Origin of the sequence: Xanthomonas sp. D-36-1, from assembly GCF_017746155.1 — a bacterium.
Classification (GTDB): Bacteria; Pseudomonadota; Gammaproteobacteria; order Xanthomonadales; family Xanthomonadaceae; genus Xanthomonas; species Xanthomonas cissicola.
This window is the reverse complement of record NZ_JAGHWR010000022.1, coordinates 1-23955: the sequence shown is the minus strand read 5'-3', so window position 1 is coordinate 23955 and position 23955 is coordinate 1. Positions and strand designations below refer to the sequence as shown.

The 23955-nt window shown below is 64.4% G+C and carries 16 protein-coding genes and 1 pseudogene; 3 read left to right on the top strand and 14 right to left on the bottom strand.

Annotation, left to right across the window (positions count from 1 at the left end; all coding sequences use genetic code 11):
• Positions 1-166: 166 nt before the first annotated feature.
• Complete coding sequence (gene fhuE / locus J7367_RS06925) at positions 167-2347, bottom strand: ferric-rhodotorulic acid/ferric-coprogen receptor FhuE (RefSeq protein WP_057659653.1); 2181 nt, start codon at positions 2345-2347, stop codon at positions 167-169.
• 314 nt (positions 2348-2661) lie between these two features.
• Here fhuE and J7367_RS06920 point away from each other — a divergent pair.
• A pseudogene (locus J7367_RS06920) lies at positions 2662-3594 on the top strand (alpha/beta hydrolase); the annotation flags it as partial.
• A gap of 246 nt (positions 3595-3840) precedes the next feature.
• On the opposite strand, the gene tkt reads toward J7367_RS06920, so the two are convergent.
• The 13 genes from tkt to J7367_RS06855 form a co-directional block, all read right to left on the bottom strand.
• Positions 3841-5841 (bottom strand): transketolase, encoded by a 2001-nt coding sequence (gene tkt / locus J7367_RS06915; protein WP_057659655.1) that lies wholly within the window; start codon positions 5839-5841, stop codon positions 3841-3843.
• 201 nt (positions 5842-6042) lie between these two features.
• Positions 6043-7323, bottom strand: coding sequence for a dicarboxylate/amino acid:cation symporter (locus J7367_RS06910; protein WP_022558578.1), 1281 nt, complete (start codon positions 7321-7323; stop codon positions 6043-6045).
• 723 nt (positions 7324-8046) lie between these two features.
• Positions 8047-9795, bottom strand: a complete 1749-nt coding sequence (locus J7367_RS06905; RefSeq protein WP_057659657.1) for a BatD family protein — start codon at positions 9793-9795, stop codon at positions 8047-8049.
• On the bottom strand, positions 9792-11621 hold the full coding sequence (locus tag J7367_RS06900; protein ID WP_057659658.1) for a VWA domain-containing protein: 1830 nt from the start codon (positions 11619-11621) through the stop codon (positions 9792-9794). Before J7367_RS06900 ends, J7367_RS06905 begins: the two co-directional genes overlap by 4 nt.
• Positions 11609-12625, bottom strand: a complete 1017-nt coding sequence (locus J7367_RS06895) for a VWA domain-containing protein (protein WP_057659660.1) — start codon at positions 12623-12625, stop codon at positions 11609-11611. The genes J7367_RS06900 and J7367_RS06895 overlap by 13 nt, the downstream gene beginning before the upstream one ends.
• Positions 12622-13083, bottom strand: coding sequence for a DUF4381 domain-containing protein (locus tag J7367_RS06890; protein WP_057659662.1), 462 nt, complete (start codon positions 13081-13083; stop codon positions 12622-12624). The genes J7367_RS06895 and J7367_RS06890 overlap by 4 nt, the downstream gene beginning before the upstream one ends.
• Before the next feature lie 2 nt (positions 13084-13085).
• Positions 13086-14048: a DUF58 domain-containing protein gene (locus J7367_RS06885; protein ID WP_057659664.1), complete on the bottom strand. Its 963-nt coding sequence runs from the start codon at positions 14046-14048 to the stop codon at positions 13086-13088.
• A 20-nt stretch (positions 14049-14068) separates the two neighbouring features.
• Positions 14069-15088 (bottom strand): MoxR family ATPase, encoded by a 1020-nt coding sequence (locus tag J7367_RS06880; RefSeq protein WP_057659666.1) that lies wholly within the window; start codon positions 15086-15088, stop codon positions 14069-14071.
• 260 nt (positions 15089-15348) lie between these two features.
• Positions 15349-17244, bottom strand: a complete 1896-nt coding sequence (locus J7367_RS06875) for a type IV pilus secretin PilQ family protein (protein ID WP_057659668.1) — start codon at positions 17242-17244, stop codon at positions 15349-15351.
• A gap of 19 nt (positions 17245-17263) precedes the next feature.
• Positions 17264-17797, bottom strand: coding sequence for a pilus assembly protein PilP (locus J7367_RS06870; protein WP_057659671.1), 534 nt, complete (start codon positions 17795-17797; stop codon positions 17264-17266).
• Positions 17794-18459, bottom strand: coding sequence for a type 4a pilus biogenesis protein PilO (locus J7367_RS06865; protein ID WP_007967621.1), 666 nt, complete (start codon positions 18457-18459; stop codon positions 17794-17796). The genes J7367_RS06870 and J7367_RS06865 overlap by 4 nt, the downstream gene beginning before the upstream one ends.
• On the bottom strand, positions 18456-19238 hold the full coding sequence (locus tag J7367_RS06860; protein WP_057659672.1) for a PilN domain-containing protein: 783 nt from the start codon (positions 19236-19238) through the stop codon (positions 18456-18458). Before J7367_RS06860 ends, J7367_RS06865 begins: the two co-directional genes overlap by 4 nt.
• A complete protein-coding gene (locus J7367_RS06855; protein WP_011348458.1) occupies positions 19238-20296 on the bottom strand; it encodes a pilus assembly protein PilM in 1059 nt (352 codons plus the stop codon). Before J7367_RS06855 ends, J7367_RS06860 begins: the two co-directional genes overlap by 1 nt.
• Positions 20297-20508: 212 nt before the next feature.
• Between J7367_RS06855 and J7367_RS06850 the strand changes: the two genes are divergently transcribed.
• Both J7367_RS06850 and J7367_RS06845 read left to right on the top strand, forming a co-directional pair.
• On the top strand, positions 20509-22935 hold the full coding sequence (locus J7367_RS06850) for a penicillin-binding protein 1A (RefSeq protein WP_007967628.1): 2427 nt from the start codon (positions 20509-20511) through the stop codon (positions 22933-22935).
• Between the two features lie 300 nt (positions 22936-23235).
• Positions 23236-23886: a hypothetical protein gene (locus J7367_RS06845; protein WP_022558570.1), complete on the top strand. Its 651-nt coding sequence runs from the start codon at positions 23236-23238 to the stop codon at positions 23884-23886.
• Positions 23887-23955: the final 69 nt, after the last annotated feature.

The window sequence follows — 23955 nt, the reverse complement described above, 5'->3', positions numbered from 1 at the left end:
GCCGGTTTGCGCACTCAGCGCGGCTGACGAACGTCCCTGTTCGGCAGCGCGATTTCCTGCAGTCGGCTGAAAATCGGAATACGAAAAAGCACAGGCACCTTTCGCAAGATGCCTGTGCCCTAGCGCAATCGCAGCGAGCGTTGCAAACGCCCGATGTCGCTTCAGATCAGAACGTGTAGTTGAAGGTCAGCATGCCGTTGCGCGATGCGCCCCACGCGCCATAGCCATTGTTGAACTGCGCGTAGTAACGCTTGTCGAGCAAGTTATCGATGTTGAGCTGCACCGAGAACTGCGGCGACAGGCGATAGCGCGCAAATGCGCTGACCAGTGCATACGCGCTCTGCTGGAAAGTGCCATACACAGGGTCCACATAGTACGAACGGTTCTGCCAGTTGACCCCACCACCGACGGTCAGATCGCTCCACGCGCCCTGCGGGGTGTAGCTACTGAACAGCTTGATGGTGGTGCGCGGCAGTTGCGTGTTGATCGAGGCACCGCTGTCGTCGCGTGCGGTGTAGTGCGAGGCGCCCAAGGTCGCGTTCCAGCCCTGGGCCAGGCGGCCGGAGAGTTCGAAATCGAAGCCTTCGCTGACCACACCGTTGGCAGCGACGTAGGCAAAATCGCTGCTGCCCGGCACCAGGGTGCTCGTCGCCACACCCAGGTTGTCCTGCTCGATGCGGAACAGGGCCAGCGAGGCATTGAGCTGATCATCGAACCAGGCCGCCTTGACGCCAGCTTCGTAGCCCTTGCCACTCAACGGATCCAGGTAGCCGCCAGTGGCATCGCGCAAGGTCTGCGGATTGAAGATCTCGGTGTAGCTGACGTAGGTCGACCAGACATCGTCGATGTCGTAGACCAGTCCGGCGTATGGAGTGACTTCGGTCTGGGAGTCGGAGAACGGCACAAGCCCCTGGGTCCCGGCGTTACGGCCATCAATCTGCCAATCGGTATAGCGCGCGCCCACCAGCAAGGTCAGCGGATCGGCCAGCGAGAACCGTGCAGCCACGTAGGCGGCTTTCTGCGTGACGGTGCCTTCGCTCTGTACCGTGCGCGGGCTCCAATTGGGCTCCGGGTACGCGCCGTTCCAGCCCAGGTAGCTGTCCAGCGGTGCTGGGAAGTCGAAGGTACCGTTATTGACGTACTCGCGGCGGTTGTAGCTGGCGCCGGCCACCAGCTGATGCTCGCGGCCGAACAGCTGAAACGGACCTTCCGCATAGACATCGGCACCATCGGCCTTGCGCTCGGTCTGGTAGTTGCCCGAATACGGCACCACGCCACCGCCGGTGGTGCGGTCGAAACCAAAGATCGTGTAGTACGGATAGAACAGGTGGTTCGTCGCTTCGGTCTTTTCGTGGCTCACATTGGCCTTGAGGGTCCAGCCGCTGTCGAAGCTCTGCTGCAGGCTGGCGAAGGTGCGCTGCAGACGCGTGTCCCAGAACGTCCAGTCGGCCGCCTGATTGAACGAGCGCTTGTAGTCGGTACGCGTGCCATCGCTGTAGAACAGCGGGAAGCCGCCCCAGGTGACATCGTCCGATTCCTTCTTCTGGTACTCGTAGCCCACGCTCAACAGCGTGCTCTCGGTGAGGTCGGCATCGATGATCGCCGAGCCGATCTTCTTGCGCAGATTGTAGCGATCCATGTCCGATTCGCCGTCCTGATACACGCCTACCACGCGTGCGCGCACGGTACCTTCAGGGCTCAGCGGCACGGTGACATCGGCCACGCTGCGGGTCTTGTTGAAGTCGCCGCCGCCCACCGACACGGCGCCGGTGAAGTTGCGGCTCACTGCATGCTTGCGCACCAGATTGATCGAGGCCGACGGGTTGCCCGAGCCGGTCAGCAGACCGGTCGCACCGCGCACCACTTCCACGCGGTCGTACAACGCCAGGTCCAGCGCCGAATCGCCGTAGCTCCACGCCTGCTCCATGTAGGCCGGGATGCCATCGAATTGGTAGTTGTCGATGTAGAAACCACGCGCATAGAAGTCCAACCGTTCGCTGTCATTCTGCGAAGCGGAGATGCCCGTGACGTTATTGAGCACGTCGGTGATGCTCTGCAGGTTCTGGTCGTCCATGCGCTCGCGGGTGATCACGGTGACCGATTGCGGAATCTCGCGCAGCGCCAGGTTAATGCGCGTCCCGGCGGAGGTTTTTTCCACCGTGTAGCCCTTGACCTGCTCGCCCTGCACATTGAGCCGATCCAGGGTGGTGACCTCCGCGTCGCCGGCCGGCGTCTCGGCCAACGCCTGCCCTGCCGACAAGGTGCACAGCGCGGCAAACACCGCATGCGACAACGCGCGCGGGCGCAGCGCAATGGGAAGGAGACGCATTACGGTAGGACGATTCATCACAGCTCCGGCACAGACAGTCGAGGGCATCCATCACGGCAGCGCCGGACGGCGAACAAAGGGGAGGACGCGCCACGCAACCGCGGCAGCGCACCATTTTAATGGGAATGATTCACATTTTAAATAGCCGGATTGGCATTTATTTGGCACCGCTTGCCACAAGCGAGCGCTACCTCAGATGGAAGCGTGTTTTGCAACTCCCGGTCCAACCGCAGCCATTTCAGCCTAACTCGCATGGGCGCGACACTCGGAGCGGGAGCTGCTGCTGAACAGGTGGCTGATGCAATGACGGAACGCGCTACGACGGGAATCACATGACAAAATGCTGGGTAGCTATCGCACTACTGCTGGTGTGCGCGCCGGCAGTGCGTGCTGCGGAGCCTGGAAAAACGCCGTTGAATGACGCTTGCCGGGTCCCCGGCAATGCCGTACACGAGGCGGGTCTTGTGCAGATCGGAGGCATCCAGCAATGGGTCACGATCGAGGGCCAGGACTGCCGCAATCCCGTGGTGCTGATCGTCCATGGCGGGCCGGGCAACCCCAACACGCCGTTCGCGCATCGCCTGTTCGGCAGCTGGACGCGCGATTTCACCATCGTGCAGTGGGACCAACGCGGCTCCGGCAAGACCTACGCGGCAAGCAAGCCTGCCGACGGCGAGCCGCTGACCATGCAGCGGCTGACCCTGGACGGCAGCGAGGTCGCACGCTATGCCTCGCAACGGCTGGGCAAACCCAAGCTCATCCTGATGGGCGGGTCGTGGGGCTCGGCACTGTCCGTCACTATCGCCAAGGCAAATCCGAACCTGTTCCACGCTTATGTCGGCACGGCGCAACTGGTCAATTATCAGGACGACATGGCGTCGAGCTACGCCAAGACGCTGAGCCTGGCCCGCGCAGCCAGCGATGCGGATGCGATCGGCAAGCTGGAGAAGATCGGCCCGCCGCCATGGACAAACCCACGCAACTTCGGAGTCCTGAGACGCCTGACGCGCAGATACGAAGCCTTGAGTACCGACCCGGCGCCGGAAGACTGGTTTACCTTCGCGGCGGAGTACGACACGCCCGACTACCGCGCAGCCTATGAGGCCGGGGAAGACTATTCCTTCCTGCAGTTCGTCGGGCTGGCAGGCGACGGCATGGGCCCGCAGATCGATCTGCGCACACTCGGGCCGCAGTTCGCCATGCCGGTCTATCTGATTCAGGGCGAACAGGATCTGGTCACTCCGGCGCAAATCAGCAACGCCTATTTCGATGGTCTTTCTGCACCGAGCAAGGAATTTCTCCTGCTGCCACGCACAGGACACGATCCCAATCCGCCGATGATGGACGCACAGCTGAAGGTGCTGACCAGGATCCGCGCAGCGGCGCTGGCCAACGACGCGCACTGAAACACGCAAGGCGTCCGTTGAACGATGACCGACCGCGCATCGCTCACGGGATCCAACAAAAAGCCGGCTTTCGCCGGCTTTTTCTTTCAAGCACCACGCAAGGCGTTACAGCGCCTTCGCTGCGGCCACCACGTGCTCTGCGGTGATCTTGAAGTACGCATACAACTGGTCGGCCGGCGCCGAGGCACCGAAGGTGTCGATGCCGACGACATCGCCATCCAGGCCCACGTACTTGCGCCAGAAGCCGGTCACGCCCGCTTCCACCGCCACGCGCTTGCGCACGGCGTTCGGCAGCACCGACTCACGGTACGCAGCGTCCTGGCGATCGAACACATCGGTCGACGGCATCGACACCACGCGCGTCTTGAGGCCGGCCGCATCCAGCGTCTTCTTGGCTTCCACTGCCAGACCGACTTCCGAACCGGTGGCGATCAGGATCACGTCCGGCGTACCGCCTTCGGCATCGGCCAGTACGTAGCCACCGCGTTCGATCAACTTGATCTGCTCGGCGCTGCGCGGCTGATGCTGCAGGTTCTGGCGGCTGAAGATCAGGCAGCTCGGGCCGTCCTTGCGGGTGATGGCCGCCTTCCAGCTCACTGCCGATTCCACCGCATCGCCCGGGCGCCACACATCGTTGTTGGGGATGTAGCGCAGCGAGGCCAGGTGCTCCACCGGCTGATGGGTCGGGCCGTCTTCGCCCAGGCCGATCGAGTCATGCGTGTACACATGAATCGCATGCGCCGGGTTCAGCGCGCTCATGCGCACGCCATTGCGGGCGTAATCGCTGAACACCAGGAAGGTGGCGTCGAACGGAATGAATCCGCCGTGCAGCGCCAGACCGTTGGCAATGGCGGTCATGCCGAACTCGCGCACGCCGTAATACACGTAGTTGGCGTCCGGGTCGTCGGTGGCGACCGACTTGCTGGCCTTCCACAAGGTCAGGTTGGAATGCGCCAGATCGGCCGAGCCACCGATCAATTCCGGCAATAGGGGCGCGAACGCTTCGATCGCCAGCTGCGAGGCCTTGCGCGAGGCGATGGTCTGGCCCTCTTCCTGCGCCTTGGCGATGTAGGCATCGGCCTTGGCGATGAAGTCGGCCGGCAACTCACCGTGCGAGCGACGGGTCAGCTCGTCGGCTTCGCTGGCGTACTGTTTGGCGTACTTGTCGAACAGCTGTTCCCATTCGGCCTGACGCAAGGTACCGGTGCCGCCGGCACGCCAGCCGGCGTAGATCTCTTCGGGAATTTCGAACGGGCCGTACGGCCATTCCAACGCCTTGCGCGCGCCTTCCAGTTCGTCCTTGCCCAGCGGAGCGCCATGCGAGGACTCCTTGCCGGCCTTGGTCGGCGCACCGAAGCCGATCTTGGTGCGGCAGCAGATCAGCGTGGGCTTGTCGGTATTTTCAAGCGCCGTCTCGATGGCGGCCTTGATCTTGTCGGCGTCATGCCCGTCCACATCGCGGATCACGTGCCAGCCATAGGCCTCGAAACGCGCCGGGGTGTCGTCGCTGAACCAGCCGGCCGTATTGCCGTCGATGGAAATCTGGTTGTTGTCCCAGAACGCCACCAGCTTGCCCAGGCCCCAGGTACCGGCCAGCGACGCCGCTTCGTGCGAAATGCCTTCCATCAGGCAGCCGTCGCCCATGAACACCCAGGTGCGGTGATCGACGATTTCCAGCTCCGGGCGGTTGTAGCGCTGCGCCAGCAACTTCTCGGCCAGTGCAAAGCCCACCGCATTGGCAAAGCCCTGCCCGAGCGGGCCGGTGGTGGTCTCAACGCCGGGAGTTTCGCTGCGCTCGGGGTGACCGGCGGTCTTGCTGTGCAGCTGGCGGAACTGCTTGAGCTGTTCGATCGGCAGGTCGTAGCCGGACAGGTGCAGTAGCGCGTACTGCAGCATCGACCCATGCCCGTTGGACAGCACGAAACGGTCGCGGTTGAACCACTGCGGATTGTTCGGGTTATGCCGGTAGAAGTCGTTCCACAGCACTTCGGCGATATCGGCCATGCCCATCGGCATGCCGGGATGACCGGACTTGGCGGCTTCGACCGCGTCTGCGGCAAGAAAACGGATGGCGTTGGCCAGCTGGCGGCGGGTGGGCTGGGTCATGGGCGTCTATGGAAGCGGAGGGAACACCGCTGGAAGCGGAGGCGCCTATTCTCCCATACACAGCGTTACGGGAATCGGGAGTCGGGAATGGGGAATCGGATGCAGCGTTGCGAGTTGGTCGATGGACTCAGCTTCGCGCCACCCTGCCTCGCGCCTCACCCTCGCACCAGCCCGCTTTACCCATTCCCGACTCCCGATTCCCTATTCCTCGCCCTTGGCCACCAAGGTCGTCAGCGCCAGATCGCCGGTCACGTTCAGCGCCGTGCGGCACATGTCCAGAAAGTGGTTGACGCCCAGGATCATGCCGATACCCACCGGGTTGACCCCGACCATCGCGCAGATCAGCGCCACCACCGGCAGCGAGCCGGACGGCACGCCAGCCGTGCCGATCCCGCCCAGGATGCAGACCAGCATCACCATGAATTGCTGGCCCAGGCTCAGGTCCACGTTGAAGAACTGCGCCAGGAAGATCACCGTGACGCCTTCGAAGAGTGCGGTGCCGTTCTGGTTGGCGGTGGCGCCTACAGTCAGCACGAAACGCGACACGCGCGGCGGCAGGCCCATCTCGTCGGCCACACGTAGCGCCGTTGGCAGGGTCGCGTTGCTGGAGGCGGTCGAGAACGCCATCACCGTCGCTTCCTGGGTCTGGCGGAAAAAGCCCAGCGGTGAGCGTCCGGCGAATTTCACCGCAATGCCGTAACTGACCACCATGTGCAGGCCCAGCGCCAGCACCACCACGCCCACATAGGCGCCCAGACGAATCAGCAGATCGAAGCCGAACAGCGCGGCCAGGTTGAACATGAAGCACGCCACCGCGTACGGCGCCAGACGGATCACCAGCCCGATCAAGGTCATCGAGATCTCGAAGACCCCCTCGATGCCGCGCCGCAACGTGGCGACCTTTTCGTCTTCGGTCAGCACCATGCCCACGCCGAACATCACCGCAAAGAACATCAGCGACAGAATCGCGCCATTGCTCGATGCCGCGGCAATCACGTTGCTGGGGACGATCGACAGCAGCATGTCCATGCCCTGCGGCTGCGTGTCGGAGCTGGAAATGATCTCGCGGGTGCGCTCGGCGTTTTCCTGGATCAGCTGGTTGGCCAGTTGCGGGTCCACCCCCGCGCCGGGCTTGAGCACGTTGACCAGCACCAACCCCAGCAACACCGCCACACCGGACAACACCACGGTATAGCCCAGGGTGCGCCACCCCACCCGCCCGAGCGCGCGGATGTCGCCCATTTCGGAAATACCCATGACCAGCGCCGAGAACAGCAGCGGCACGATCAGCATGAAGATCAGATTGAGGAAGACCTGCGAAAACGGCGTGGTGACGTACTTGGTCGCCAGACGCACCCACTCGGCGTCGCTGCCGGCCAGGTAGTAGACAGCCAGACCCAGCAACAGGCCAACGGCAAAGCCAATGCCCATCTTCCAATGCAGGGGCAGGCCCGGGCGGCGCGCGGCTGGGGATGCTGTCATCTGGTCAGGCCTTGGTGGACACAAAGACCGGAGCTTAACAAACGCCATGGATGCGGCCACCTACCCGGGAGTCGCCCAGGCATCTGCCTGCGCGTAGGGGTCCTCTCGATGTTGGGTCATGCAGGCGTTGGAACTGGCAATCCGCCAGACTGTTCGGCACCTGTGTGCGGCACGGAAATCTCGTAGCGGCGCTCATATGTCGTCAGATGCCTCAGGTCGAAAGCCTGGCGCGGCGGGTGCGCGGTGCCTCGCCGTCGCCGGACACGCCGTGAAACCGTCCCTAGGGGCTCGTTGGCGGCATCCATATCGCCAACGAGCCCGCACGCGGCGAGGACACCGCACCAGCACGCTGTTCGCCAACTCAGTAAAAGGCCTAGCGTCGGAGCTTACAAGGACGTACTTGCAGCGTGTCCTGCGAGGGTGGGCGGGCAAGGGCCCTGCAGCAACGCCGCAGCGCCAACGCTCTTCGCTCTCTTCCGCACCGTTGGCAGATCACACGCATCCAACATCAATGCGTTATCAGCGCTGCAAGGCAGCGTCGCCGCTCAAAGCGAGTGATAGCGGCCAACGAAATCTAACGAGCCACTGTTACGTGAGCGCAGATTCCCCCCCAGGAATCGAAGTACCGTTGTTGCAGACCATTCGTTACACCAACTGCACCGCGCGGAAACTGCGCAGCCGGTATCTCAGTGGTTCAAGCCGCCCCCGATGCAACGCCGTCGATCAAGGCGCAGGCGGATACAACGGCGCCAGCACCTCCGGTTCGGCTGCGCTTGCCTGGTGCCACCGCGGACCCTTGGCGAACGCCTCGCGCAAGGCGGCGCGCGCGCCGGTCACATCGCCATCGCCGCCCCAGCGCGCGCGCTGCATGCGCGCCACGGCTGCCTGCTGCGCCGGGTCTGCCAACGCCGCCACCACTGCGTCGATATCGGCCACGCCGGCCATGCCGCAGAGCACCGCCGCCACATCGTCCATGCCGCCGGTGTCGAGCGCGCGGCGCAACTCGGCCACGCCGTGAGTGGCGCGCCTAGCCTCAGCTGTTCCATTGTTGCCGTCACCACCAGTGCCGCCTGGCGCACCGCGCGGAGCACCGCGCCGACGCACCAACGCCCACACCAGCGTGGCGATCCACAAAAACGCAAACCCGATCGCCGCCGCGATCCACCCCCACGGCGGTTGCGCGGGCGATGGTGCTTGCAGGGTGAGAGTGCGATCCGGTGTCGGCGCCGATTGATCGGGTGTCGGATTCGGCGTGGGCGCTGGCGCAGGCGTCGCAAACGCGCCGCTACCTGCCGCGACATCGAGCGTCAGATCGGGCAGTGACGCCGTCTTGGCTGCCCCTGCCCCCACATCCCACCACGCCATCTGCAGCCCGGGCACCACCAACGGACCGGCGCGGTTGGGCACGATCGAATAGCGCCGGGTCAGTCGCAGTTGCGGCGAGCCGTCCACGAAGCGCTCCTCGAATTGCGGTGGCTCGGCAAACACCTGCGCGTCGGGCACGCTGGGCGTCGGTAATTCGGGGAACTGCGCCTGGGTCGCGCCGCGCGCACTGGCTTCCACCACGAATTGGGCCGCCTCACCGGCTCTCGCCCGCTGTGGCGTGGTCGTGTAGCGCAACTGCAGGCTGCGCAACGGCAACCACGGCTGCGGCGCATTGGCCGGTTGCGCGCGCACCTGCAACGGAATGCTCGCACTGCGCGCACTCAGCTCACCGTTGCCGCGCCCGAAGTAGTCGTCGAAAAACCCACCTACCGAACGCCCGTTGAAACGTGCCGGCGGCAGCAGCAGGCGACCGCTGCGCTCGGGCACCAGCAGGTAGCGCCGCTCCACCACGTTGTAGTGGCGTCCGTTGACGACCTTGACCGAGCTGACGTCGTCGCCGACGCGCTGCATCGATGCCCCATCGGGGGCCTCAAGATCCAACTCGCCCGATGCCAACTGGGTGGCGAAGTACAACCGCACCACCACGCCCACGCTTTGCTGCACGTAGGGTTGCGGGTCGTCCACCTGGGTTTGGACGAAGGCTTCTTCATTGCCCTGCGCTGCACTCGGCGCGCCGGCAGCGTTGCCGGAGCTACTTGCGGGATCGTTCGCCGCCCCAACCACCTGCAGGCGCAGCGGTTCGGTGCGTTCATTGCCCACGCGTATCGCCGGCACGATCAGTTCGCCACTCTTGCGCGGCGTCAGCACCACACCGAACAAGGCACGCACCGTCACCGAACCATTGGCCACCTGCATCTGCTGATTGGCGCTCTTGGCGCCCAGCAAGAAGTCGGTGCGCAGTGGCGTGTAATCAGGGTCGACGCCGCGTTGGTCGGTTTCGATATTCAACATCGCCACATCGCCGGCATTGACGCTGTCGCGATCCAGCCACGCGCGCGTGACCGCACCCACCGGCGCGCACGCCAACAGTGCCACGCTGGCCAGCATGCCGATTGCCGCGCGACGCAAGTGCTGTCTGCCGATCATCGTCCGTCCCGTTGCCTGCGTTCGTATTCCAGCCTGAATTTGGTACGCAGCAGGCTGCCCGGATCGTCCGGAACCCGCCGCAGCCATGCGTCCACCGCCTGACGTTGCTCGCGCTGTTCCGGCGTCTCGCCGGCGACGGTGGCCTCCTTGCCGCTGGCATCCGCCTGCTTGTCACCCGCCTGCGCCATGGCCTGCTGCATCTTGCGACGCTGTGCCTCATCGGCCTGCTGCTGCGCCTTAGCATCTGCAGATTGGGGCGGGGTGTCCTGCTTGCGTTGCTCGCCCTGCCCGTTCTTGGACTGCGCATCTTGCGACTTGCCGTCCTGTGGCGGCTGCGCATCAGAGGGCTGGTTGTCGCTGCCCTGCTGGTTCTGCCCATCCTGGCCGGATGGCTTGGCCTGCTGATTCTGGCCGGCCTGCTGTTGCCCCTTGCCATCCTGACCGGATGGCTTCTGGTCCTTGGACTGGCCTTTGCCGTCCTGGCCCTTGCCATCCTTGTTGTTCTGCTGCTGACGCTTGCGCGCCGCATCGACCGCGGCGCGATTGGCGATGGCATCCTGCTGATTCGGGTGTTGCTTGAGCGCACGGTCGTAGGCCGCGATCGCGGCGTCGTACTGGCCTTGTCGCGCCAGCGCATTGCCGAGGTTGTACAGCCCCTCATCGGTTGGCACCGCTTCGAACGCCTTCTGTGCCGCCGCGAAATCGCCCTTGCGATATGCCTGCACGCCGGCGTCCAGGCGCTGTTGTTGCACCTGATCGGCACGCTGCCACAAGGTGCCATCGGCCGCGTTCGCGGGCTGCGCCAGCGGTAGCACGCATGCCGTCGCCAGCACCGCCACCACCGCGCGGCGGCGAAACGCCAGCAGGGACAGCAGCATCACCGGCAGCACCAGCCAATAGCCTTCGTCGAGCCAGCTCTTGCCGCCATCGGACTCGGCGGTTTCATCGGCCAACGGCTGTTGCGATGGATCGAGCACGCCCAACGCCCGCAGATCCGCATCGTCCGGCGCAATGCGCGCATACCGCCCGCCGCCCTGCGCGGCCAGGGTGCGCAGACTGCCTTCGTCGAGCCTGGCCTGCGCAATTTCACCGCTGGCCATGCGATACGCCGCACCGCGCTCGCCGCCCACGCCAAGCGCGAAGACACTGAAACCGCGCGAACGTGCCACCCGTGCCGAACTTTCGGCGGAGCGATCTGCGCCATCGCTGACAAGCAGGATCTCGCCTTGCTTGAAGCCGGCCTGCTGCAACAGCTGCACGGCCGCATCGATCGCCCGGTCTGCACGCTTGCCATCGACCGGCATGACCGACGGCGACAGCGCATCCAGAAACAAGGCCACGTTGGCGCTGTCCTCGGTCAATGGCGCAACCGTGAAACTCTCGCCTGCATAGACCAGCAATGCCACCTCACCACCGGCACGTTTGCGCAGCAGCGTCGCCAGCTTGGCGCGCGCCTGCAGCAGGCGCGAAGGCGGCAGGTCGGTTGCGTTGGCGCTGGACGACAGATCCAGCACCACCACCAGCGGCATGCTCGATTGAAACACCGGACGCTCGGTCTGCCGCCAACTCGGCCCGCTCACCGCAATCACCGCCAACGCATAGGTCAGCGCAGCCAGCACGAATCCCAGCCATCCGCGCCGACCGCCGGCGGCCAACAGCTCCGGCAACAGATGCGCATCCACACTCTGCCGCCAGACGTCGGCATCGCGGCGACGCCAGTGCCACAGCGCCGCCGCCGGCACGATCGCCAGCAGCGCCCACAACACCATCGGGCGCAACAGATGTAGCGACTGCAGCCACCCCGCCAGCTCGGTCAGCGCGTCCATTGCCACCTCCGCGGCAGTACATAGGCCAACAGGGCAACGACGATTGCCGCGCCCAATGGCCAGTAGTAACGCTCCACGCGCGGCTGCACCGAGGGGCCCAGTCCCTTGACCGGCTCCAGCCGATCCAGCTCGGCATAGATGCCGGCGAGCTCCTCGGTATCGCGGGCGCGGAAGAAGCGTCCGCCGGTCTGCTGGGCAATCTTGCGCAGCCCGTCCTCGTCGATGTCGTCGTCGCCGCCGGCCGGAATCGGCACCCCGAACAAGGAATAGCCGCCACTGCCGCCGAACGCAATGGTGTGCACGCGCACGCCTTCGGCCTTGGCCAGTTCCGCAGCCTTCAACGGATTGAGCACGCCAGCGGTGTTGACGCCATCGGTGAGCAACACCACCACGCGCTGGCCCTGCTTCTGTTCGCGCAGGCGTTTGACCGACAAGGCGATCGCATCGCCAATCGCGGTTTCGCGCCCGGCCAAGCCCACCACGCTGTCGCGCAACTGATCGCGCACGGAGGTGAGGTCGGCCGTCAGTGGTGTCAGCGCATACGCGCGTTGGCCAAAAACCAGCAGACCGACGCGGTCGCCGTCGCGCCGATCCAGGAATTCCGACAGCACGGCCTTGGCGGCGGTGAGCCGGTCCACCACCTTGCCACCAAGCACCATGTCGGGCTCGCTCATGCTGCCCGAAAGATCCACCGCCAACATCATCTGGCGCGCCTCGCGCGGCGGTTGAATCACCTCGCCCAATTGCTGCGGACGTGCCAGCGCGGCGCACAACAAAAACCAAGCCAGCCACGCCAGCCAACGCGGCATCCGCAGCACCGGCGCGCTCGTCGCCTGCGCCACTGCCTGCAACTGCTCCGCGTAAGGCACACGGAGTGCGGCCGCATCGGCGCGGCGTTGCGGCCAGAACAACATCAGCAACGGCAAGGGCATCAACCACCACGCCCATGGCCAGGCGCAATGCGCCAACGCATCCTGCCATTGCGACCACTGCAACCAGTTCATCGCCGGCCCCGCATCAGCCCCACAAAGCGCTGCCGCGCCAACGCTTCTAACGCCGGCAGATCGCTGACTGTGGGTGCGCGCTGGAAGCCGCCTTCCAGCACAGCCCGCGCGGGCCCCTGTGAAAACACGGGGTCCTTGCGCTTGCGCCCGTCCAGGAACTGCAACCACGCCTCGCCCTGCAAGCGGTCGGCCTGCGGATCGACGCGCCGCGCCGCACGTCGCAGCAGCACCGACACGGCCGCCAAGCGCTGCGCAGGCGTCGTGGCGCGCGCTAGTTCTGCATCGAAAGCAGCCAGCCAGCGACGCTGGCGCTGACGCCGGCGCCACCACCAGACCCATGCGCTCCCCACCACCAGCACGACAACCGCGATCACCAGCCACCAGCCCGGTGCCAGCGGCCACCACGACGGCGAAGGTGGCAGATGCACATCACGCAGCGGCAGCGACTGCGGGGACATCGTCAGCGACCCCGCGCGGCGGAGCTGCCGCCCAACCAGGCATCGCTGGCATCGTCGGTGCACAGGCGATGCAAGCGCACGCCGCGTGCCTGCAGGAGCGAACCCAAATGCTCCAGCGGCGCAACGAATTCGGTCTGCCAGCGCGCACGCCCGGCCTGGGTCGACAGATCGATCGCGATGCGCTCGCCACGCACGTCGAAGGTGACTGCACGTGCCGGCGGCGCCAATTCCAGCGGATCGACCAGCACGATCACCACCACCTCGTGATGCAAGGCCAAGCCCGACCAGCGCGTGGCAGAAATCCGGCCGGCGCTGCGCGCATCGGCCAGCACGGTCAGGCGCGCGCCCGGGCGTAACAGGCGCGCCGCATGATCCAGCGCCACCTCCAGCCCCGCATCGCCGGACGGCGGCTGGGCATACCAACGCGCCAAGGCATCCAGCACCGGCAGCACACCACGCTGACCGGACCGCGGCGCAATCGGCGCCTCGCTCGCGGTGCCGCGCAATGCTGCAATGCGATCGCCCTGGCGCTGCGCCAGCCATGCGGCAACGGCGCCGGCGCGTGCGGCCTGCACCGATTTGTAGCGCACGCGCGTACCGAAGAAGAGCGCAGGCGAGGTATCGGCCACGATCAGACTCAAACGCTCGCGCTCAGCCTGAAATAACTTGGTGTGCACCCGTCCGGTTCGCGCGGTGACGCGCCAGTCGATATGCCGCGCATCGTCGCCAGCCACGTACTCACGCGACTCGGCATATTCCATGCCGCGCCCGCGCGTGGCGGCCGGTACCGGCCCCACCACCCCATACCGGCCACGTCCCGCTTGACCGCGATGGATTGCGGTACCGCGCAGCGCAATCAGTTCTGCAAGCGTTGGGCGCACCCCATCGCCAGCGACTGGCGAGGGGGCGGTTACAGGGGACGAGAACGGCATCGAAGACATCGGTGTCTGGCGAGAGTGCGGCATACCTCAGCGACGCTGCCCGATCAGGGCAGCGGAATCTTTTCGAGCAATGCAGCGATCAGGCGTTCGCCGTCCCAACCCTCGGCGGTGGCCTCGTAGCTGGGCAGCACGCGATGCCGCAGTACGTCCGGGGCAATGGCGCGGATATCGTCCGGCGTCACGTAGTCGCGCCCGGCCAGCCAAGCCCGTGCGCGCGCGCACCGTTCCAGTGCGATCGAGCCACGCGGGCTGGCGCCCCAGGCGATCCGCCGCGCCAATGCCGGGTCGTAACGCTTGGCATCGCGCGAGGCCAGCACGATTTCGATCAGATAGCGTTCCAGCTGCGGTGCCAGATGCACGTCAAGCACCACACGGCGCGCGGCCAAGACATCTTCCAATGGAATCTTGTCGGGTACGGTCTCGTGCTTTTCCAGCGTGTCGCGGGCGGCCTCGCGTGCCAGGCGCAGGATTTCCGCCTCGGCGTCGGCCTGGGGATAGCCGATGCGCACATGCATCAGGAAGCGATCCAACTGCGCTTCGGGCAGCGGGAACGTGCCCTCCTGCTCGATCGGATTCTGCGTCGCCATCACCAGGAACAACTGCGGCAGCGCATAGGTATGCCGGCCGACCGTCACCTGCCGCTCGCCCATCGCTTCCAGCAGCGCGGATTGCACCTTGGCTGGTGCGCGGTTGATTTCGTCGGCCAGCAGGATCGGGTGGAAGATCGGCCCGGGCATGAACTCGAACCGGCTGTCCTGCGGCCGCCAGATTTCGGTACCGGTCAGGTCGGCAGGCAGCAGGTCCGGGGTGAACTGCACCCGTGCAAAATCCGCTTCCAGCCGCGAAGCCAGCGCACGGATGGCAGTGGTCTTGGCCAACCCGGGCGCGCCCTCGACCAGCAGATGGCCATCGGCCAGCAAGGCAATCAACAGCCGCTCCACGAGCGCTGCCTGGCCAACGATGCGCTGCGCAAGCGATTCGCGCAGCGAGGTGAATTGACGGTGCAGCCGGTCCTCGGCGGGCGCGGCAACGGCTTCGGGGGGGAGCAGTGGCGGTGCATTCATAGGTCCAGTGTGACCGATTCGAACGCGATTGGTTCACTTGGCGGCGTTGGGATGTTCAGTGAACGATACAGAACTTGACGCTTGTCAGCGGGCCAACGCCAGACCTTTCGGACTCTACAAGATCATAGATCCCGAATTGGCACTGCGGTCGGGCTTCGTCAGCACTAGCGCAGAAATGATGTGGGAAGTGATTGATTACTCAATCTGGATCTAACAAAAGGAAAGGGCCGCTTTCGCGGCCCTTCCGATCCGATCATTGCTCAAGGAGTCGCGCTTGCGACACGCAGCACCTTCGGTGTTACAAAGACCAGCAGCTCCGCCTTTTCCTTACTGCGACCGCGTTTCTTAAACAAATTCCCCAAAAACGGTATGTCGCCCAGGAAGGGGACCTTGGCAATACTCTCGCGGTCATTGAATTCGTATACACCACCGATCACCACCGTTTCACCATCCCCAACAAGCACTGCAGTGTTGACCTCGCGCCGATTGATTTCCGGAACGGTCCCATAGCCATCGAGAACAATGAACCGCGCAACTTCGTCCTTCTTGACATTCATGTTCAAGAAAACGCGGTTGTCATTGGTGATTGTCGGGGTCACTTTCAACTCAAGCAAAACTTCTTTGAACTGCACATTGGCCTGTGCCTGACCACCAGAGCCTGCACCGCTGATCGTAACATAGCCAATTTCACGGCCTTGCTTGATAACGCCCTCGCGCTGATTTGCGGTCACTATTCTCGGGTTAGAAACTACCTCTCCTCGCCCCTCCTCCTGCATTGCTGACAATTCCATGTCAAGAGAAAAGTTACGCCCAAGCAACGTATAAGCGATCGAACCGGCAGTACTTGTCGTAAAGGTACCGGCAGGAAGATTAAAATTTAGACCCGCAGGAATGTTATGTAGGCCGTCATTTATAATAGAAACGTTATTGGAAGCACTTCCACTAATGACACCGGTGTTCCCACCATACTGCTGCCGACCAGCGACACCAAATCTTGCGCCCAAGTCTCTTGCAAATGTATCGGTTGCGATGACAATCCGGCTTTCAATCAGCACCTGATCCACGGGGCGGTCGATATGCGAGATCAGTTCGCGCATCTGCGCAACTTTTTTCGGGATATCGCTAATCATCAAGGTATTTGTGCGCTCGTCGGCCACCAGACGACCTCGCGGGGACAGGAAGCCATTGTCCTGCTGCCCGCCGCCGCCGCCTTGCCCACCGCTACCGCCACCACCAATTCCCTTGGCCTCCGTCAGCGCCTTGAAGATCACCGCAGCGTTGTGGTAGTTGATCTGCACATAATCGGTGATCAAGTCCTCGCGGTTCTCGATCGCGATGCGGGCGTCTTCCTTGTCCTGCTCGAACTTGGCCAGCTCCGGTTGCGGGGCGACCCACACCACGCCGCCATCGCGGCGCTTGTCCAGGCCCTTGGCGCGCAGCACGATGTCCAGCGCCTGGTCCCACGGCACATTCATCAGGCGCAGCGTGACATTGCCCTGCACGGTGTCGGACGCGACGATGTTGAGGTTGGACTCTTCGGCGATCAGCTGCAGCACGGTGCGCACCGGCACGTCCTGGAAGTTGAACGTCACCGGGCGGCCGCTATAGCCGCGCGCGGCGATCTGCGCGGCAGCCTGCGTGACCGCCGCCGGGCTCACACCGCCAACCGCCGGCTGGCCCTTGCGCGGGGTGATTTCCACCACGTATTCGTTGCCGGTCTGGTAGGCCAGCGAATCGAAGGCACCCTTGGTCGACAGCACCAGCTGCGAACCGGAGCCGGACGGCTTCACTTCAACGCGCTGCACCGGCGTGGCGAAGTCGGTGACATTGAGCGGGCGTTGCAGCTCGGCAGGTAGCTTGGCATTGCTGATGTCCACCAGCACGTTGTCGCCCTGCGTCCGCAGGTCCGGGCTGGCGCCCTGGCCGTCGAACTGCAGGATCAGACGGCCAGCGCCGTCTTCGCCGCGCTTGAAATCGATTTTGGACACCGCCAGGCTCGCCGGAGCGACCTTGGCCGGATCCTGCGCGGGCTGAGTCAGCGCCGCGGCGGCGAACGCGCTGCCGCTCGCCAGTGCCAGCGCGAACCCCAACGCGCAGGCCTGGAAGATCGCGTGGCGTCGTACCGGACGCAGCCGCTGGGCATTGGAAAACGTCATCGTGCTATCCCCTATCACTTTATTGATCATCCAATGCGAGTGCGGCCGGCCGTTCAAGCCATCCACCCGCACCGTCCGGCACAAGTTCAATCAGCTCGATGCGGTCTTCGTAGACCCCGGTCACCCGGCCATCGCTCTGTCCCAGATACACACCAGGCCGCACCCGGTAGGTCACCTTGTCAGGCGCCATCACCAGGGCGATCAGGCCCGAACCGCCGCCAATGGTCCCCACCATGTCGAGGGCGTCGAGCGGAAAGGCTTCCAACGGCTCCTTGCGCCGGTTCGGATCCGGACGCGTGCCGTTGCCACCTTCCGCGCTGACCCAGGCATCGCTGAACGGGTCGCGCATCGCCTGCGCTGCATATTCGAAGGTCTCGAACTGCTGCATCACCGGCAACGGCTCCAGCGGCGGCGCAGGACGCGCGCGCACCTCGGCAACCCAGGCTTCCAGATTCGGCGCATCGCCCGGTGTGCTGGTCACACCGCGCGTACACGCCGGCAATACAGCAATTAACGCCGCAAAGGACAGAATCTTGAGCAATTTCATGGTCATTGGCCGCCCTTCTTCGCAGCGCTGGCCGCAGCCTTTTCCTGCTCGGCCATTTCCTCATCGTCCAGATAACGATAGGTCTTGACCGTCCCGGACAGCTCAAGCGCACCGCGCGGGCCGATGCCGGCCTTGGGATCCTTGGGCTTGAGGTTGATGTCGTGCATGGTCAGGATCACCACGCGCGGCAGCGAGGCCACACCGCTGACGAAGGCACCGAACTGGTGGTAGCTGCCCACCATGCGCAGAGCGATCGGCTTTTCGGCGTAGAACTCCTTCGGCGATTCCGGACCGGGCTGGAACAGCTCGTTGGACAAGCCGCTGGACAGCGCGGTCTGCGAGATGTCGATGATCAGATCCGGCATTTCGGTCTTGCTGGGCAGCTGACGCAGCATCTGCTGCAGCACCTGTTCCATCTGCGCGAGCTGCTGCTTGAGCGGCTCCAGGTTCACCGCGCGGCCCTGTTGGGTCTCGAACTCGGTACGCAGCTGGGATTCGGTGCTTTCCAGGCCTTCCAGTTCTTCGCGCTTGCTGCTGATCAACAGGAACCAGGCCAGCACCATGATGAACAAGCCGACCACCACGCAGAACACAATGCGTGCCTGCTGCGGCCAACCGCCGATGTTGTTGAAATCCAGATCGCTGAGCTTGAATGATTTCTTACTCATGACGCCGCCCCCTCCTGCGGCCGATTGGCTGGCGCCGGCGCTGCCTGCGTCGGTGCAGGAGCAGCGGCCGGCGGCGTTGCGGGCGCAGGCGCCGCTGCCGGAGCAGCAGGCGTCGCACCGGCAGGCGCTGCACCCAGTGCTGCGGTGCCCGGCGCGGCCGGATCCACTGCGCCCGGTGCGATGCCGTTCTTGTCAGCCTCGTTCGGATTGGCCAGCTTGACCTTGAGCGTGAACACGTACGGCAGCGTCTTGGTGTCCATCGACGACGCGGCAGGTTGCCCGGCCTTGTCCTGACTCTTGGCCTCGATGATCGACAGGTCCGGATTGGTCATCCAGCCCGAGCTTTCCAGGTTGCGCATGTAGGCACTGACCCGCGCATTCGATTGCGAGCGACCTTCCAGCGTGAGGATGTCGCCATCCTGCTTGATGTTGGTCAGCGCCACACCATCGGGAATGGTGCGCACCAGCGAATCGAACAGGTGCACCATCTGCGAGCGGTTGGCTTGCAGCTCCTCGATCACCTTCTTGCGCGCAAGCAGGCGGTCCTTCTTCTTGTCGAGTTCCTTGATCTCTTCGTTCTGCGCCTTGACCTTGTCGATCTCGGTGGTCAGAAACGCATTGCGCTCGGTCTGGCCGCTGATCTGCGCGTCGTAATAGAACCAGATCAGTGCCGACAACAGCACGCCGCCCAATGCGGCGAAGCCCAGCATCGAGTAGAACTCGCGCTCGCGTGCCTTTCGGCGCTCCGCGCGCCAGGGCAATAGATTGATTCTTGCCATCAGTCGAAGCTCCTCAGGGCCAGGCCGGTGGCGATCATCAGTGCAGGCGCATCCAGCGCCAGCGCATGGGCCTGAACCTTCGGGCCAAGCGTCATCTGGGCAAGCGGATTTGCAACGACCGTGGTCACACCGAGCTGCTCTTCCACCATCTCCGGCAGGCGCGCCAGCGCGGCGCAACCGCCGGCCAGCACGATGCAGTCGACGCGGTTGAACTCACTGCCCGCATAGAAGAACTGCAGCAGACGGCTGATCTGCTGCACCGTGGCTTCCTTGAACGGCTCCAGCACTTCGACCTCGTAGCTTTCCGGCAGGCCGCCCTGGCGCTTGGCAAGGCCAGCCTCTTCGTAGGTCAGTCCATAACGGCGCATCACTTCGTCAGTGAGCTGCTTGCCGCCGAACACCTGCTCGCGGCTATACAGACTGCGACCGGAGCGCAGCACGCTCAGCGTGGTCATGGTCGCGCCGATATCCACCAGCGCCACCACCGCATCGGCGGCCACCGGCAATTCGCTGGCAACCAGGGCGAAGGCGTTTTCGACCGCAAAGGCCTCCACGTCCATTACCTTGGCGGTCAGGCCGCCGAGTTCCAGCGCCGACTGGCGCAGTTCCACATTCTCCGAACGCGAGGCGGCCAGCAGCACCTGCACCATGTCCGGGCTATTGGGCATCGGGCCCAGCACCTCGAAATCGAGATTCACTTCCTCGATCGGGTACGGAATGTAATTGGTGGCTTCCAGTTCGACCTGGGCCTCCAGGTCGCTATCGTCCAGATCGGCCGGCATCGGGATCAACTTGGTGATCACCGCCGACCCTGCCACAGCAGCTGCCGCGTTCTTGGCCTTGCTGCCGGAACGGTTGATGGCGCGGCGAATGGCTTCGCCCACCGCTTCCACTTCGACGATGTTCTTTTCCACGACCGCATTCGGCGGCAATGGTTCTACCGCGTAATGTTCCACGCGGAAACGGTTCCCGCTGCGCGATAGCTGCAAGAGCTTCACGGCAGTCGAACTAATGTCGACACCAATCAGTGGCGACTGACTCTTGGGTAAAAGCCCCACGGTAACTCCCCTGCCGACGGGCACTTGGACGCATGTGCGCCCTCGTATTAATAATCAAATTTTAACAGTTGACAAGCCCTTCACGCGCTAGGCAATGACCCGGCGACGCGACCCCAGTGCCGTCTTCTGCGATCCCCAGAGTTCGGCCCCAGCCAAACTCGGCGTCACCTATACTCTGTGACCAAGAAATCTGCAATCGGAATCTCTCTTACATGCCCCGTATTCGCCGTTGGCTGGGCTGGATCCTGGCCACGATCGTCGTGCTCGCACTGCTTGGCGCTATTGCTGCCGGCGGCCTGTATTACGCCATTTCCTCGAAGTTGCCAGACGTTCAGTCGCTCAAGCAGGTAGAACTGCAGGAGCCGATGTACGTCTATTCCAGCGATGGCCGGCTCATGGCCGTTTATGGCGAGACCCGGCGCTATCCCATCCAGATGAAGGACGTGCCGCTGCGCCTGAAGCAGGCCTTCCTGGCCACCGAGGACGCGCGTTTCTACGAGCACGGCGGCGTGGACTACAAGGGCATCGCTCGCGCGGTCTGGTTGCTGACAACCACCGATGCCAAGCGCGTGCCGGGTGGTTCGACCATCACCCAGCAGGTGGCGCGGCAGTTCTTCCTGAGTTCGGAATATAGCTACACCCGCAAGCTGGCGGAGATCCTGCTGGCGCGCAAGATCGAAAGTGAGTTGAGCAAGGACGAGATCTTCGAGCTGTATCTCAACAAGAGTTTCTTCGGCAACCGCGCCTACGGCGTCGGGGCCGCTGCCGAGTACTACTACGGCAAGAGGATGAGCGAATTGAGCCTGGACGAGATGGCCTCGCTGGCCGGCATCCCCAAGTTCCCATCCAGCGGCAACCCGATCAGCAATCCTGAGCGTGCGCAGGAGCGTCGCGACTATTACGTCCTGCAGCGCATGGCCGACCTGGGCTTTGTCAGCCAGGCCGAAGCCGACGCCGCCAAGGCCGTGCCGATGCATGCCAAGCCGCATGAGCCGCCGGTGGAGGTGTACGCCCCCTACGTGGCCGAGCTGGTGCGTCAGGAAATGATCGCCAAGTACGGCGGCGATGTGCTCAACAAGGGCTACCACGTCACCACGACCATCGATGCGACCCTGCAGACCGGTGCGGATGTGGCGATCGCCGACGGCTTGCGGGTCTACGATCATCGCCATGGCTGGCACGGCGTAGAGCAGCACTTCGACGTGGCCGCCGATGCGGATGCGCCCGCACTGGCCAAGCACCTGGCAGGGGCGTTCACCCAGGGCGGACTGCGTGCGGTGATCGTGGCGCGCACCAATCCCGATGGCGGGGTCACGGTCGTGCAGAGCGACAAGACCGAACTGACCCTGCCCGCCACCGCTAGCCGCTGGACCGGCAAGACCCCGGCCAAGCTGCTGACCCGCGGCGACCTGACCCGCATCCGCGCCGGCGAGAAGGACGGCGAGTGGATCATCGACCAGTTGCCGCGCGGCCAGGCAGCGTTGGTCTCGCTGGACGCCAATAGCGGCGCGCTGCGTGCGCTGGTCGGCGGCTTCAGCTTTGCGGGGAACAAGTTCAACCGCGCCACCCAGGCACGGCGCCAGCCGGGGTCGAGCTTCAAGCCGTTCGTCTACGCAGCCGCGTTTGAAAAGGGCTTCAATCCGGCATCGATCGTGCTGGACGCGCCGGTGGTGTTCCGCGACCGGCGTGGCAAGACCTGGTCGCCGCAGAACGATGGAGGCGGCTTCCGCGGGCCGATGCGCCTGCGCGAAGCGCTGGTGCAGTCGCGCAACCTGGTGTCGGTGCGTCTGCTGGACGCGATCAGCGTCGATTTCGCACGCAAATACATCAGCCAGTTCGGTTTCCAGGAGGCCGAGTTGCCGCCTAACCTGTCGATGTCGCTGGGCACCGCTTCGCTGACGCCGCTGTCTGTGGCACGCGGTTATGCGGTGTTCGCCAATGGCGGCTCACGGGTGGACACCTGGATCGTGGACGAGGTCAAAGACCGCGAGGGCAATGTCATCTTCAAGGAAGTGCCGGCCGTGGCCTGCCGCACCTGCGCCCTGCAGGGCGGCACCGCCGCGCCCGTGAGCCAGGTCGTGGATGGCTTCAACTTCGGCGCCCAGGCACCTGAAACCCCGCCCGCTGCGCCTGCCACGGCCACGCCGGTGCCGGCACAGACCGCCCCTGCGGCAACTGCAGAGACCAAAATCGCGCCGCGCGCGATCGACGAGCGCACCGCCTACCAGCTGGTGTCGATGATGCGCGACGTCGTCCAGCGCGGCACCGGCACCGCGGCCAAGGTACTCGGCCGCGAGGACGTGGGCGGCAAGACCGGCTCCACCAACGAGCACCGCGATGCCTGGTTCTCCGGCTTTGGCGGCCCCTATGTCACCACCGTATGGGTGGGCCGCGACGACTTCCGCTCGCTCGGCTATCGCGAATACGGCGGCAAGGCGGCGCTGCCGATCTGGATCGACTACATGCGCGTAGCGCTCAAGGACAAGCCGATCGCCGCCAACGACCCGCCCGATGGCATGACCCAGGCCACCATCAATGGCGCCGTCGAATGGGTCAAGAACGAAGATCTGGACCGCCTGCAGGATTACGACTACGGCCTGCAGGAACAGCAGGACGAGAAGGCGTTCGATATTTTCTGAGGAGCCGGGGTTGGGGAATCGGAACGGCGTGGCTGTTCGGTTCCCCAATTTCTTGGCCCCGATTGAATAAGCGCCGGCCGTTGCCAACCTGGTGGATCGCGGGCGGGATCGTTGCCGGTTCGGCGCAGCGCTCACTTGCCCGCCACTGATATTGCACGCGCCTTGCCCGTGCATAGCCGTACCCGGACCCTCGCCCGGTCACCGCTGCGTGATCGTTCTTTTGCCATGGCATGACGCATTCGCCATGTCTTCATGCAGCTGTTGTAGAGTCCAGATCAGGTTCATTAGGGGAGCCCGGTCATGCATCACGCACGCGCGCACGCCGATACACGAACCCGGGAACGTCGCCATCGCCTGGCGCACGAAGCCGCACGCCTGATGGCCGAAGGCGGCATCCGCGATTTCCATCAAGCCAAGCTCAAGGCTGCCAGCCGGCTCGGCATCCATGACGATGCTTCGCTGCCACGCAATCGCGAGATCGAAGATGCGTTGCGCGAGTACCAACGCCTATTCGCCGGACCTGCGCACGGTGCGCGTCTGCGCCAACGTCGCGAAGCCGCGTTGCGGGCGCTTGAATTTCTCAGCCCCTTCCAGCCACGGCTGACCGGCCCGGTGCTGGACGGCACCGCCGATGCCAATGCGCCGGTGCAATTGCAGTTGCACAGCGACGATGCCGATGCCGTGCAGCGGTTTCTGGAAGAACACCGCATTCCGGCCGAGTCGCGCACGCGCCGGCTGCGCCTGGATCGCGAGCGCAACGGCGAGTTTCCGGTGTGGCTGTTCAGCGCCGAAGACCTGACCTTCGATCTCACCGTGCTGCCCTACGACGCGCTGCGGCAGGCGCCACTCTCGCAGCTGGACGAAAAGCCGATGCCGCGTGCGTCGGCCGCGCAGGTGCGACAGTTACTGACAGACGGCGACGGTTCCGGCGGCTCACCACCGCTGCGCTGAGTCGACCATATGACGCGGCTTGCCGACGCGGACGAGCTCCGCACCTCTCTAGTCCGCCCTGAACAACTC

Bases quoted from the DNA above. Each gene is read 5' to 3' on its own strand.
- fhuE (WP_057659653.1), bottom strand. From the start codon at position 2,347: ATGAATCGTCCTACCGTAATGCGTCTCCTTCCCATTGCGCTGCGCCCG.
- tkt (WP_057659655.1), bottom strand. From the start codon at position 5,841: ATGACCCAGCCCACCCGCCGCCAGCTGGCCAACGCCATCCGTTTTCTT.
- J7367_RS06910 (WP_022558578.1), bottom strand. From the start codon at position 7,323: ATGACAGCATCCCCAGCCGCGCGCCGCCCGGGCCTGCCCCTGCATTGG.
- J7367_RS06905 (WP_057659657.1), bottom strand. From the start codon at position 9,795: ATGATCGGCAGACAGCACTTGCGTCGCGCGGCAATCGGCATGCTGGCC.
- J7367_RS06900 (WP_057659658.1), bottom strand. From the start codon at position 11,621: ATGGACGCGCTGACCGAGCTGGCGGGGTGGCTGCAGTCGCTACATCTG.
- J7367_RS06895 (WP_057659660.1), bottom strand. From the start codon at position 12,625: ATGAACTGGTTGCAGTGGTCGCAATGGCAGGATGCGTTGGCGCATTGC.
- J7367_RS06890 (WP_057659662.1), bottom strand. From the start codon at position 13,083: ATGTCCCCGCAGTCGCTGCCGCTGCGTGATGTGCATCTGCCACCTTCG.
- J7367_RS06885 (WP_057659664.1), bottom strand. From the start codon at position 14,048: ATGCCGCACTCTCGCCAGACACCGATGTCTTCGATGCCGTTCTCGTCC.
- J7367_RS06880 (WP_057659666.1), bottom strand. From the start codon at position 15,088: ATGAATGCACCGCCACTGCTCCCCCCCGAAGCCGTTGCCGCGCCCGCC.
- J7367_RS06875 (WP_057659668.1), bottom strand. From the start codon at position 17,244: ATGACGTTTTCCAATGCCCAGCGGCTGCGTCCGGTACGACGCCACGCG.
- J7367_RS06870 (WP_057659671.1), bottom strand. From the start codon at position 17,797: ATGACCATGAAATTGCTCAAGATTCTGTCCTTTGCGGCGTTAATTGCT.
- J7367_RS06865 (WP_007967621.1), bottom strand. From the start codon at position 18,459: ATGAGTAAGAAATCATTCAAGCTCAGCGATCTGGATTTCAACAACATC.
- J7367_RS06860 (WP_057659672.1), bottom strand. From the start codon at position 19,238: ATGGCAAGAATCAATCTATTGCCCTGGCGCGCGGAGCGCCGAAAGGCA.
- J7367_RS06850 (WP_007967628.1), top strand. From the start codon at position 20,509: ATGCCCCGTATTCGCCGTTGGCTGGGCTGGATCCTGGCCACGATCGTC.
- J7367_RS06845 (WP_022558570.1), top strand. From the start codon at position 23,236: ATGCATCACGCACGCGCGCACGCCGATACACGAACCCGGGAACGTCGC.